Origin of the sequence: Myxococcus sp. SDU36 (assembly GCF_030168875.1) — a bacterium.
Lineage (GTDB): Bacteria > Myxococcota > Myxococcia > Myxococcales > Myxococcaceae > Myxococcus > Myxococcus vastator.
The window spans coordinates 4,743,044-4,755,854 of sequence record NZ_CP077414.1 but is presented as its reverse complement, the minus strand read 5'-3'; the positions used below and the strand labels follow the sequence as shown (position 1 = coordinate 4,755,854).

Annotated in this window: 10 protein-coding genes; 7 read left to right on the top strand and 3 right to left on the bottom strand. The window is 71.2% G+C overall.

The window, feature by feature from the left end; translation table 11 throughout:
• Window positions 1–96: 96 nt before the first annotated feature.
• The gene (locus KGD87_RS18735) at window positions 97–945 is read right to left on the bottom strand and encodes an aldose epimerase family protein (RefSeq protein WP_284661571.1); all 849 of its coding nucleotides are present in this window, start codon (window positions 943–945) and stop codon (window positions 97–99) included.
• 7 nt (window positions 946–952) lie between these two features.
• On the bottom strand, window positions 953–2,608 hold the full coding sequence (pruA, locus tag KGD87_RS18730; protein ID WP_284661570.1) for an L-glutamate gamma-semialdehyde dehydrogenase: 1,656 nt from the start codon (window positions 2,606–2,608) through the stop codon (window positions 953–955).
• Between the two features lie 170 nt (window positions 2,609–2,778).
• Between pruA and KGD87_RS18725 the strand changes: the two genes are divergently transcribed.
• From KGD87_RS18725 to uraH, 5 genes are read left to right on the top strand one after another with little or no spacing between them, the layout of a single operon-like run.
• Window positions 2,779–4,224 (top strand): SidA/IucD/PvdA family monooxygenase, encoded by a 1,446-nt coding sequence (locus KGD87_RS18725; protein WP_284661568.1) that lies wholly within the window; start codon window positions 2,779–2,781, stop codon window positions 4,222–4,224.
• Window positions 4,221–5,591, top strand: a complete 1,371-nt coding sequence (allB, locus tag KGD87_RS18720; protein ID WP_284661566.1) for an allantoinase AllB — start codon at window positions 4,221–4,223, stop codon at window positions 5,589–5,591. The genes KGD87_RS18725 and allB overlap by 4 nt, the downstream gene beginning before the upstream one ends.
• Before the next feature lie 21 nt (window positions 5,592–5,612).
• Window positions 5,613–6,635, top strand: a complete 1,023-nt coding sequence (gene alc, locus KGD87_RS18715) for an allantoicase (RefSeq protein ID WP_284661565.1) — start codon at window positions 5,613–5,615, stop codon at window positions 6,633–6,635.
• Entirely contained in the window at window positions 6,632–7,144 is a 513-nt protein-coding gene (gene uraD, locus KGD87_RS18710) for a 2-oxo-4-hydroxy-4-carboxy-5-ureidoimidazoline decarboxylase (RefSeq protein ID WP_284661563.1), read from the top strand. The genes alc and uraD overlap by 4 nt, the downstream gene beginning before the upstream one ends.
• Window positions 7,141–7,485, top strand: a complete 345-nt coding sequence (gene uraH, locus KGD87_RS18705; protein WP_284661562.1) for a hydroxyisourate hydrolase — start codon at window positions 7,141–7,143, stop codon at window positions 7,483–7,485. Before uraD ends, uraH begins: the two co-directional genes overlap by 4 nt.
• 67 nt (window positions 7,486–7,552) lie before the next feature.
• On the opposite strand, the gene KGD87_RS18700 is transcribed toward uraH, so the two are convergent.
• A complete protein-coding gene (locus KGD87_RS18700; protein WP_284661560.1) occupies window positions 7,553–7,966 on the bottom strand; it encodes a response regulator in 414 nt (137 codons plus the stop codon).
• A 469-nt stretch (window positions 7,967–8,435) separates the two neighbouring features.
• On the opposite strand from KGD87_RS18700, the gene KGD87_RS18695 reads away from it, so the two are divergent.
• Window positions 8,436–12,020, top strand: coding sequence for a protein kinase domain-containing protein (locus tag KGD87_RS18695; RefSeq protein WP_284668657.1), 3,585 nt, complete (start codon window positions 8,436–8,438; stop codon window positions 12,018–12,020).
• 66 nt (window positions 12,021–12,086) lie between these two features.
• Window positions 12,087–12,743, top strand: coding sequence for a 2-hydroxychromene-2-carboxylate isomerase (locus tag KGD87_RS18690; protein ID WP_284661559.1), 657 nt, complete (start codon window positions 12,087–12,089; stop codon window positions 12,741–12,743).
• The last annotated feature ends 68 nt before the right edge of the window (window positions 12,744–12,811 follow it).

Below are 12,811 nucleotides of genomic sequence, written 5' to 3'. Positions count from 1 at the left end.
TGTTCGGGAATGTCGGGGGTTTTGTGCGGCAAATGTCCCGACATTTCCGAACAGCGAGGTGCAGGAGTCGCCCCGGGAGGCTCCGGGGCCTGCCGCTCAGCCCTGGATATCGAACCGAAGCGACGCCCGCGCGCCGGGCTGGACATGCGGCAGCCCTTCGCCCGTGGCCAGCGCACCCTTGGCGGCGGTCCACGGCTCCACGCAGACGAAGTCCTTCCCGCGCAGCGTCCACACGACGAGCACGCGGTACTCGGGGCTCCACGACAGGCGGATGGGCGCGAGCCCGGGGCCCCGCGCCAGCGTCGTGCCCGGCTTCGAGTGGTCCTTCAGGTGAAGGTCCACTTCCTCCTCGGTGAGGTCCAGCCCGGTGACGGCCACGTCCTGACCGCGCCAGTTGTCCCACGCGCGCGCGGCGTCCGTGTCCACGCCCGCCTGCGCCTTCGCCGCGTCCGGCACGCGGAAGTACGGATGGAAGCCCAGGTGCAGCGGCATGGGCCGCGTGTCCTGGTTCTCGAACTCGCTCTCCAGCGTCAGCCGTTGGCCGACCAGCGAGAAGGTCAGCCGCGCGTCGAACCGCCATGGGAAGTGGCGCAGCGTCTCCTCGTTGGAGGACAGCTCCACCACCAGCCGTGCTGCGTCAGCCTGCCGCACCGTCCACGGCAGCCTCCGCGCGAAGCCGTGCTGCGGCAGCGTGTACTGCTGACCGCTTACGGAGTAGGTGTCCCCCGGCAGCGGCCCGGCGTTGGGGAACAGCACGGGGATGCCCCCGCGCACGTTCTTCGCCGGGTCCGCGACGGTGGCCTCGTCGAGGTACAGCAGTTCGTCACCGTCCACGCACATCCGGCTGACGAGGGCCCCGCGTGAAGGAATGACCTCCACGCGGCACCCGCCGTCCACCAGCGCGTACGTGTCCAGTCCTGCGATGCCGGGGGACGGACCGTTCATACGTGCCTCAGAGGGCGCCTTCGTTGGGGTCGTTGTCCATGAAGGGGTAGGGCACCTTCACGGCCGGGACGAAGGTCTCCTTGATGGTGCGGGGGCTGGTCCACCGCACCAGGTTGAGGGCAGAGCCCGCCTTGTCGTTGGTGCCGGACGCGCGGCCACCGCCGAAGGGCTGCTGGCCCACGACGGCGCCGGTGGGCTTGTCGTTGATGTAGAAGTTGCCCGCCGCGTGGCGCAGCTCGCGCAGCGCCGTGTCGATGGCCTTCCTGTCCCGGGCGAACACCGCGCCGGTGAGGGCGTAGGCGGCGGCCTGGTCGACCTCGCGCAGCGTCTCCTCGTACTTCGCATCCGGGTAGACGTGCAGGCCCACCAGCGGCGCGAAGATCTCCTCGCGGAGGATGCGGTGGGAGGGGCTGTCGAGCTGCACCAGCGTGGGCTTCACGAACCAGCCCTGCTTCCGGTCCACCTCGCCGCCGGCGACGATGCTGGCCCCGCTGTCGCTCTTGGCCAGGTCGATGTACGAGGAGACCTTCTTGAAGGACTTCTCGTCGATGACGGCGCCCATGAAGTTGCGGAAGTCCGACACGTCCCCCATGCGGACCTCGCTGATGAGCGCCTGGAGGCGCGGCTTCAGCTTGGGCCACAGGGACTCGGGGATGAAGACGCGGCTGGCCGCGGAGCACTTCTGACCCTGGTACTCGAAGCCGCCGCGGACGATGGCCACCGCGAGCGCCTCCAGGTCGTCCGCCGCGGACGGGTGGGCGACGATGAAGTCCTTGCCGCCCGTCTCGCCGACGATGCGGGGGTACTGCTTGTAGCGGGAGATGTTCTCCCCCACCGTGCGCCACATGGCGTTGAACGTCGGCGTGGAGCCGGTGAAGTGGATGCCGCCCAGGTGCGGACTGGCCAGCACCGGGTTGCCCACCGTGGGGCCGTCACCCGGGAGCATGTTGATGACGCCGTCGGGCAGGCCCGCCTCGCGCAGCAGCTCCATGATGTACCAGGCGCTCAGGGCCGCGGTGGACGACGGCTTGAAGAGCACCACGTTGCCCATCAGCGCCGGCGCGGTGGCCAGGTTGAGGGCAATGGCCGTGAAGTTGAACGGCGCCACCGCGAAGACGAAGCCGTCCAGCGGGCGGTAGTCCGTCATGTTCCACGTCTGGTGCGCGGCCTCCGGCTGCCAGCTGAGAATCTGCTCGGCGAACGCGACGTTGAAGCGGATGAAGTCGATGGCTTCGCAAGCGGCGTCAATCTCCGCCTGGTGGACCGTCTTGCCCTGCCCCAGCATGGTGGCGGCGTTGAGGATGGGGCGGTAGCGCGAGGCGAGCAGCTCCGCGGCGCGCAGGAAGATGGCGGCGCGCGACTGGAAGGGCATGCGCGCCCAGTCGTCCTTGACGGCCAGCGCGGCCTGGATGGCCTGCTCCGCGTGGCTGGCGTCCGCCTCGTGCAGCGTGGCCAGCACGTGCTGGTGGTTGTGCGGCATGCGCACCGTGTCCGTCTTGCCGGTGCGCAGGTGCTTGCCGCCGATGATGACGGGGATGTCGAGCTGCTCACCGGCCATGCGCTTGAGCTCGGCTTGCACCTCCCGGCGCTCGGCCGTGCCGGGCGCATAGGAGAGGACAGGCTCGTTCTTCGGCGGCGGGACGCGGGTATGGGCGTTGATCACGCGGATTCACCTCGGGCGGAAACGAAGGGCGCGCAGCATAGCCAAGCAGCCCAGCGGGGGAAGCGTGGAAGGTGGCGCAACCTCCAGTGAACCCTTGAGGTTTCGGACAATTCCCCCTCAATCCGGGGCGTGTTGGCTCGCTGACGCGGTGCGCGGGTACGATGTGGACCATGCGCGTCCCCTCGAGCCCCGCCGAGTCGCCCTCCGCCCCTGCTCTCACCGCGCTGGAGGCTCGAATCCGGAAGGACCTGGCGCAGTTGGAGTACCCACGCAGACCGTGGGTGCTGCCGCGTCGCACCCGGGACGGGCAGGCCGTGCTGGACGTGCTCGTCATTGGTGGTGGGCAGAGCGGGCTCACCGCCGCCTTCGGGTTGATGCGTGAGCGCGTCACGAACCTGCTCGTGGTGGATGACTGCGAGCAGGGCCTCGCCGGGCCGTGGAAGACCTTCGCCCGCATGCACACGCTGCGCACGCCCAAGCACCTGACGGGCCCGGACCACAACCTGCCCAACCTCTGCTTCCAGTCCTGGTACGAGGCGCAGCACGGCGAAGGCTCGTGGGAGGCGGTGGTCCGAATCCCCAAGGAAATGTGGGCGGACTACCTCGACTGGTACCGCCGCACGCTCGAAATCCCCGTGCGGTGTGGCACGCGCGCGGGGGCCATCGCCTGGAGCGCGGAGGAGGACTGCTTCGCCGTCCCGCTCATCGACGCGAGCCAGGGCACCACGGACGTGGTCCATGCGCGCAAGGTGGTGCTGGCCACGGGCATCGACGGCTCCGGGCGCTGGGAGGTGCCGTCCGTGGTGGCCGGGCTGCGGCGCGAGCTGTACGCCCACACGCGCGACGCCATCGACTTCGAGGCCCTGCGGGGCAAGCGGGTGGGCGTGCTCGGCGCCGGCGCGTCCGCGTTCGACAACGCCGCCGTGGCGCTGGAGCACGGCGCGGCCGAGGTCCACCTCTTCTACCGGCGCAAGACGCTGCCCAACGTGAATCCCTACCGCTGGGCGGAGTTCGTGGGCTTCCTCAAGCACCACGCGGACCTGCCGGACGCGGACCGCTGGCGCTTCATCCACCGCATCATCGAGATGGGGCAACTGCCACCGTCGGACACCTTCAGCCGGGCGCGGGCCTTTCCCCAGTTCCACCTGCACGGCGGCAGTCCCTGGCTCGGCGCGGAGGAGGTGGACGGGCAGGTGCGCGTCACCACGCCTCACGGGCAGTTCCTGTTCGACAAGCTCATCATCGGCAGCGGCACGGTGACGGACCTGTCGCTGCGCCCGGAGCTGGCGGGCCTCCACGGCGACATCGCCCTGTGGAAGGACCGGTACACCCCGCCCGAGGGGCAGTCGCACGCGGACCTGCAGCGGCACCCGTACCTGGGCGCGCACTTCGAGCTTCAGGAGAAGCACCCGGGGCAGGCGCCCTGGCTCCAGGGCATCTTCAACTTCACCTTTGGCTGTCTGCTCTCGCTGGGCTTCGGGGGCGCGAGCATCTCCGGCATGAAGTACGGCCTGCCCCGGCTCGTGTCCGGGGTGACGCGGCAGCTCTACGTGGATGACCGGGACGCGTTCTTCGAGTCCCTGGCGGGATACGACGAGAAGGAATTCGAGCCATGAGTGGAGCGCAGTTCGTGGTGCGCGGCCAGCGCGTCGTCACAGGCGAAGGCGTGCGCGAGGCGGCGGTCGTGGTGCGTGGCGGCAAGGTGGCCGCGGTGGTGTCTCACGCGGAGGTCCCCGCGGGACTGCCGGTGGTGGACGTGGGCGACAAGGTGGTGATGCCCGGCGTGGTGGACAGCCACGCGCACATCAACGAGCCCGGCCGCACCGAATGGGAGGGCTTCGAGACGGCCACGCGCGCGGCGGCGGCGGGGGGCATCACCACGGTGGTGGACATGCCGCTCAACTCGCTGCCGCCCACCACCACGCTGGCGGCGCTGAAGCTGAAGGCCGAGGCGGCCCACGGGCGCTGCCAGGTGGACCACGCCTTCTGGGGCGGCGTCATTCCGGGCAACGCGGGCGAGCTGGAGGCGCTCATCGACGCGGGCATCTCCGGCTTCAAGTGCTTCCTGTGCCCCTCTGGCGTGGACGAGTTTCCGCATGCGACGCGCGAGGTGCTCGACGTGGCCATGCCCATCCTCGCGCGCAGGGGCATCCCGCTCATCGTCCACGCGGAGCTGGAGTCCCCGGTGGAGGGCCTGACACCCGGTGGGGACGCCCGCACGTACCGCGGCTACCTGGAGTCCCGACCGAAGCGCTGGGAGAACGAGGCCATTCAGATGATGGTGGAGCTGGCGCGCGCGCACCGCTGCCGCGTGCACATCGTCCACCTGTCCTCCGCGGAGGCGCTGCCCGTGCTGCGCGAGGCCCGGCGCGAGGGCCTGGATGTGTCGGTGGAGACGTGTCCGCACTACCTGAGCTTCACGGCGGAGGAGATTGAGGACGGCGCGACCCACTTCAAGTGCGCGCCGCCCATCCGTGAAGCGGAGAACCGCGAGCGGCTGTGGGCCGGGCTGGCGCGGGGGGACATCGAGCTGGTGGTGTCGGACCACTCGCCCTGCACGCCAGCGCTGAAGCACCTGGAGCGCGGCGACTTCGGCGCGGCCTGGGGCGGCATCGCGTCGTTGCAGCTCAGCCTCCCAGCGGTGTGGACGGAGGCGAAGCGGCGCGGCCTGGGGCTGGAGTCACTGGTGCGCTGGATGTGCGAAGCCCCCGCGCGGCTGGTGGGCCTCGCGGGCGTCAAGGGGACGCTGGCGCCCGGCGCGGACGCGGACCTGGTGGTGTTCGACCCGGACGCTTCATTCGCCGTGGAGCCACAGCGCCTGCTACACCGTCATCCGCTGACGCCGTACGCGGGCAGGACGTTGACGGGCGTGGTGGAGATGACGTTCCTGCGAGGGACGAAGGTTTTCGAGCGCGGCCAGCCGATGCCGCGCCCGTCGGGACTCTGGGTGCGCCGCCCCGTGGGGCCGCGCGCCGCTGCTTGAAGCACTTGGGAGACACACACCATGCACGCACCCGAAGAGGGAAAGCTGCGGATTGCCTTCACCGAATTCATCGACCTGGCCGCGGAGAACGTGGGCGGACAGGCGCTGCTGGCCAGCGATGAGTTCTTCGCGGGGAAGGAGAACCTGCTGAAGCCCGGCCGGGGCATCTTCATCCCCGGCAAGTTCACGGAGAATGGCAAGTGGATGGACGGCTGGGAGTCGCGCCGCAAGCGCGTGCCGGGCCACGACTGGTGCATCCTCAAGCTCGGCCTGCCGGGCGTGGTGCGCGGCGTGGACATCGACACCAACCACTTCCTCGGCAACTTCCCCGAGTACGCGTCGGTGGACGCGCTGGAGGTGGAGGGCTCGCCCACGCCCGAGGCCCTGGCCGAGGCGACCTGGACGCCCATCCTCCCGCAGCTCAAGCTGCAGGGCGGCACGCGCAACCTGTTCCCCATCGCCAGCGACAAGCGGTGGACGCACCTGCGGCTCAACATCTTCCCGGATGGCGGCGTGGCCCGCTTCCGCGTCCATGGCGAGGTGCGTCCGGACTTCGCGCGCCTGTCCCACGCCGGCGGCACGGTGGACCTGGCGGCGGCGGAGCATGGCGGCACGGTGGTGGCGTGCAACGACTCCTTCTTCGGCCCCAAGGACAACCTCATCCTCCCGGGGCGCGCCGCCAACATGGGCGAGGGCTGGGAGACGCGGCGCAAGCGCGTGCTGCCGGGCTTCGACTGGATTGTGGTGAAGCTCGCCGTCCCGGGCACCGTGGAGCGGGTGGAGGTGGACACGGCCTTCTTCAAGGGCAACTACCCGGACTCCTGTTCCATTGAAGGCTGCTACCTGCGCGAGCCGGTGGTGGACTTCGCCAACGCGCATGACCTCGCGTGGACGGAGCTGCTGCCGCGCACGAAGCTCCAGGCGCACCACCGCCACTTCTATGAGGCGGAGCTGGCGGCGAAGGGGCCCTTCACCCACGTGCGTCTGAAAATCCACCCCGACGGCGGCGTCAGCCGGCTGCGGGTCCACGGGCGGCCGGCATGAGCAGCGGACTGACACGGCTCAACGCCATGTTGCCGTCGGAGGCGCGCGCGGAGCTGATGCGCTGCTGCGGGGCGTCCCGCTGGGCGGACGGCATGGTGCGCTCGCGGCCCTTTCGAGACGAGGAGCATTTGTTCTCGGAGTCGGCGTGGCTCTGGAAGCAGACAGGGCCGGACGACTGGCGCGAGGCCATGACGCATCACCCGCGCATCGGAGATGTGTCCCAGCTGCGTGCGAAGTTCGCGTCCACCGCCTCATGGTCCTCGCAGGAGCAGGGCGGGGTGCGGGGCGCGGACGAGGCGGTGCTGCAAGGGCTGGCGGAAGGCAACGCCGCCTACGAGCAGCGCTTCGGTTTCATCTTCCTGGTATGCGCCACGGGCAAGAGCGCGGCGGAGATGCTGGAGCTCTTGCGCGAGCGGCTGGACAACGCACCGGACGAGGAGCTGCGCATCGCGGCCGGTGAGCAGGCGAAAATCACCCGCATCCGACTGGAGAAGCTGCTGGCGCCATGAGCACCCTGTCCACTCACGTCCTCGACACGAACCGGGGCCGGCCGGCGTCCGGTGTTCCCATCACCCTGGAGCTGCAAGGCGACTCGGGCGAATGGAAGCCGCTGGCTCGCGGCGTCACCAATGACGACGGCCGCGTGCGCGACTTCCTGCCCCAGGGCGCGCGCGTGGAGCCGGGCATCTACCGGATGGCCTTCGACACCGGGGCGTACTTCCGGGCGCTCGGCGTGCGCGGCTTCTATCCGTCCGTGACGGTGGTGTTCGAGCTCACCGCGCCGGACGAGCACTACCACGTCCCATTGCTGCTGAGCCCCTTCGGCTACTCCACGTACCGGGGGAGCTGAGCCACGGCACGCCTTCCGCTGGAGCGGCACGTCCTGCGTGCCGCGTCGAGCCGCGGGGTGAGCGGCCTCAGCTCTTCCACGCGGGCTGGATGGTGGGCGCGGCCGGAGTGACGGCCTCCGCGCGGGCCAGCAGCGCGTGAAGCTGGGCGATGAGCACGGGCGGCTTCACCGGCTTGACGAGGTACGCGTCCGGGACGGGCTGGTCCACGGGCCCTTCCGTGCGAGGCGCATAGCCGCTGACGAAGATGACGGGGATGTGCTTGAGCGTGGGCTCGGCGCGGAAGTGGCCACACAGCGCGTAGCCGTCCATTCCGTCCATGTTCACATCGGAGATGAGCACATCGGGCGGGTGCGACAGGGCCTGCTGAAGCCCCGACTCGCCGTTGGCCGCCGTGACGCAGTCAAACTCGCCGGAGAGCAGGAGACGGAGCGTCTCCCGCATCGTCCATGAGTTCTCGACGATGAGGACCTTCGGCTTCACGACACCCCGACTCTCAGGGAGGCAGCCGCCCGGCGGTGCCCGGTGCACACGCGCTCCCCCGGCGAAAAGCCCAGCATCACCCCACGCGCCAGCCGGGGCAAGAGGGGGTGCGCAGCGCCCCTGGGTTCCAGCCGTCTTTGTGTGCACCCACGCGTCCAGGGCTTCGGGCAGGGCGGCCAGGCGGCCGTCCAGTCGGGGGCCGTGTTGTCAGGTGCTCGCCGCCGGGGCCTCACGCGCGGTGCGCCACTCAACGCCGACACGGCACCGATGAGGTGTGCCTGTCGCAAGGAAACGTGATATCCCATGAACTTCTGCATTTCGCTGACCCCGCCGGTTCCCCTTCGTGAGCGACGAGGAGAAGACAGCCGTCCTGGACGAGCGCAGCCGTCCTCCAAGTTCGTGGGGGGACCGCATCCGCACGCCCATCACCCTGCCGGGAGCGCGCGCCGGGGAGCGCCGCTCGTTGGCCGTGGGCATGGTGGTGACGGGGCGCTACCGGGTCGAAGGGCTGCTGGGCGAGGGCGGCATGGGCCGCATCTGGCTGGCCACGGACCTGCATGAGCACCGCCGGGTGGCGCTCAAGGAGATGCAGGTTCCGGCGGGCCTGACGGCGGGCAAGACGGAGGAACTGGTGCTGATGTTCCGGCACGAGTTCTTCGCCATGAAGAAGCTCCAGCACCCCGGCACGCTCAAGGTCTTCGACTGGGGCATGACGGAGGCCGGCAACCGCTTCATCACCATGGAGGTGGTGGACGGGCAGGACCTGAGCTCGCTGGGGCGTGAGTCGCCGCTGGACACGCGCACGCTGTACCGCGTGCTCATCCAGATGTCCCAGGTCCTGGCCTTCCTTCACGCGCGGCTGTACGTGCACTGCGACATCAAGGCCAGCAACATCCGCATCACCAGCGCGGGCGCGGTGAAGCTGATGGACTTCGGCGTCATGCACCAGTTGGGCACGCCCAGCCCCGGCCGGCTCAAGGGCACGCTGGAGTACCTGGCGCCGGAGTGGCAGCGCGGCGCGAGCATCGACGGGCGCGCGGACCTCTATTCGCTGGGCGTCATGGCCTACTACCTGGCCACGCGCCGGCTGCCCTTCAAGCGCAACACCCCGGCGGCGCTGCTGGCGGACCACCTGACGCGGCCGCCGCCGAAGCCGTCCACGATTTGTCCGGTGGATCCACAGCTGGAGGAAATCATCCTCCTGCTGCTGGCGAAGGACCCGCGCGAGCGCTTCCAGGACGCCAGCGAGCTGATGGAGGCGCTCTGCCACGCCAGCAGCGAGCCGATGCCGGAGGAGCCGCTGTCGGCGCGCGCCAGCTACCTGCACGTGCCGGAGGTGGTGGGCCGCGCCGCGGAGCTGGAGGCGCTGATGAACGGCCTGGCCGAGGCGGACTGGGGCCAGTCCCGCGCGGTGCTCATCGGCGCGCCCGCGGGCGTGGGCAAGACGCGGTTGCTCCAGGAGTTCGAGCTCCAGGCGAAGCTGGCGGAGCTGCCCTTCGGCCGGGGCCAGTGCCGCGCGGAGGGGCAGGCGCCGCTGACGCCCATCGTCCAGGCAGTGCGCTGCCTGGTGCCGCTCACGCCCTCGGAGATGATGGACCGCCTGGGGCCGAAGCTGCACCAGCTGCTCCCGGGGCTGACGCCGGACGCGGGCGAAGCGCACCCGGTGGCGGGCGAGGAGAAGCTGGCCTTCTTCGGCGCGCTGGCGGAGTGGGTGCAGGCGCTGGGCCGGCGGATGACGCTGGTGCTGTGCTTCGAGGACTTGCAGTGGGCCGACAGCGCCACGCTGGAGGTGCTCAACGTCCTCATCCGCGCGCTGTACGGCACGCGCGGCATGGTGGTGGGCACGTTCCGGAGCGGCGAGCTGAGCCGCCTGAGCCTGGCCTTCCAGACGGTGGACGAGAAAATCACCACCCGCATGGACCTGGAGCCGCTGGCCGCCGAGCACGTGCGCACGCTGGTGGAGCTGGCGCTGCCGGGGCTGGCCGTGCCCCAGGCCTTCGTCACGCGGCTGCATGAGACGACGGGCGGCAACGCCTTCTTCGCCACCGAGTGCCTGCGCGCGCTGGTGGAGGAGGGCGCGCTGACGCGGGTGGGCGGCCGGTGGAACGCCGTCGAGGGACTGGACACGCGGCCGCTGCCCGCCAGCATCCACGACGCGGTGCTCGCGCGCCTGGGCAGCGCTCCCGCCGAGCAGGTGTCGCTGCTGCGCCAGCTGGCGCCCGCGGGCCGCAGCCTGGAGCTGCCCATGCTCCGCGCGCTGGCGGAGCTGCCCGAGTCCGAGCTGTTCGCGGTGCTGGACGGCATCGTGGAGCGGCAGTTCCTCCAGGAGGCGGAGGGCCGCTACGTCTTCACGCACGACACCGTGCACCAGGCCGTCTACGACAGCACGCCCGAGGAGGCGCGGCGCGTGGCGCATGGCCGCGTGGCGGTGGCGCTGCAGACGCTGCACTCGTCGCGGCCAGAGCTGTCGCGCACGGTGGGGTGGCACTACCTGCGCTCGTCGGAGCCGGAGCTGGCCATTGGCCCGCTGCTGGACGCGGGCCGGGCCGCCATCGAGGCGCAGGCGCTGCTGGAGGCGACGCTGCTGCTGAAGGAAGCGGCGATGCTGCTGGAGGCCGCGCCGGACTTCCCGGGCCGAGACAGGCTGCTGCTGCGCATCTGGGTGACGATGGTGGAGGTGGGCTATTCGAGCGACCCGCCCACCTCGCTCGTCTTCGCGCGGAAGCTGAGTGAGCACTGGGCCTCCACGGTGGACCTGGAGGACGGGCGGACGCAGGCGGTGGCCGCGCTGGAGGCCGCGTGCGCCGCGCCGGAAGCGGAGCGCCCCGCGCGCCTGAAGGCGCTGTTCCGCGAGCGCGAGGCGGATGCGTTCGCCAGCACCGCGGATGTCTTCTGGAAGCAGGCCGAGCTGCGCATCCTCCAGGCCATGGCGCTGGCCAGCGTGGGGCGCACGGAGGAGTTGACGGCGCTGCTGGAGCGCGTGCGGGCCGAGCAACCCGAGGTGTCGCCCTATCGCGCCGCGGCGCAGCTGGCGCCCGCGCAGCTGTGCGCCTACACGGGCCGCTTCGCCGGCGTGCTGGAGACGCAGTACGAGCACCTGAAGCGGCTGCGCGGGCTGTGCGAGGTGACGGGCCGGCTGCCCAAGCGCCTGGCGTGGGCGCTGGGCATGGGCGGCTTCACGATGAACCTGAACCTGGCGCTGCGCGGCGAGCCGCTGGACGCGCAGGCGCTCCGCGACGGGTACGCCGTGGCGGAGGCCCATGGGTTCACGGACGTGCGCGGCTTCCATCTGTTCTCGGTGGTGACGCGCGCGGCCTTCACGGGCGACGGCGCGGCGTTCGTCCCGGCCTTCACGGAGAAGACGGAGCTGGTGCGGCGGCTGGGCAACCCCCGGTTGATGGAGCGCAACCTGGCCCTCTTCACGCCGCCGTACTACCTGGAGCGCGGCGAGCACGAGCACGTGGCCGCGGTGGTGGCCCGCGCCGAGGCGCTGGCGCGGGTGCTGCCGGAGGACCGGTGGCTCCAGTGTCACCTGCGGGTGTACCAGGCCTGCCGCGACGTGCTCTTCGAGGATGCGGGGGCGGCGCGCCGCTCCCTCCCCGCGGCCCTGGCCGCCGCGCGGGAGGGCGGCGTCCGCATGGAGACGCTGCTGCGCGTCTACCAGTCCCGCTTCGAACGGGAGCAGGGCAACCTGGTGGCGGCGGAGGACGCGGCGGAGGCGGCGCTGGCGCGGGCCACGGACCCGGTGCTGGCCAACCCGTGGGACGAAATCCTCTCCCGCCGGGCGCTGGCGGCGCTGCTGCCCGGTGAGGAGGGCCTGGCGCACCTGCGCAGGGCGCTCGCGCTGGCGGAGCTGACGGGCAACGTGCTCCAGGTGGGGCTGGTGCGCCTGTCGCTCGCGGAGCGCGCGCGGGACGCGGAGTCCTCGGTGGTGGCGTTGGAGGCGGCCGAGGCGGCCTTCACGGATGCCCGGGCCTCCAGCCTGCTGGCCCTGGCCAGCTCCCTGCGGGGCGCGCTCCAGCGCCGGGCCGGGGCGCTGCGTCAGAGCGCCTGATGTACCGCTGGAGCGTCGACGGGACTGTGTCCTCCCAGCCCGGACGTGGGGCGTTAGACTCGGGCCATGGCCCACACCCCACTGCGCTTCCTGCTGGATTTCATCTCGCCGTATGCCTACCTGGCCTGGACGCGCCTGCCGGCGCTCGCCGCGCGCCATGGCCGCGTCGTGGAGCCGGTGCCCGTGCTGCTGGCGGGGGTGCTCAACGCGACGGGAAACCTCGGCCCCGCGGAGGTCGCGGCCAAGCGCGGCTACGTCTTCAAGCAGACCTTCCGCATCGCCCATGACTTCGGCGTGCCCTTCGCGCCGCCGCCGACGCACCCCTTCAATCCGCTGCTCGCGCTGCGCGTGACGGCGGCCGTGGAGGACGTGGAGGCCCGGGGCCGGCTGGTGAGCGCGCTGTATGCCTCCGCCTGGGGCGGCGGGAAGGGCGCGGAGTCGCCCGAGGCCGTGGGCGCGGCGATTCAGGCCGCGGGGCTGGACGCCCAGGCGCTGCTCGCGGCGGCCCAGACGCAGGAGGTGAAGGACCGGGTCCGCCGCAACACCGAGGCGGCGGTGGCCGCCGGGGCGTTTGGCGTGCCCACCTACCTGGTGGACGACGAGCTGTTCTTCGGCGTGGACTCGCTGGGCCACCTGGAGCGGTTCCTGCGCGGCGAGGACCCGCTCACCCCGGCGGACGTCGAGCGCTGGCGCACGCTGCCGGCCAGCGCGTCCCGGCGCTGAACCCAGCGCACGCGGGCGCCGCTTTCCGCTAGGGTCCCGGAGCCATGGTCTCCGGTCGGCCCGCCTTG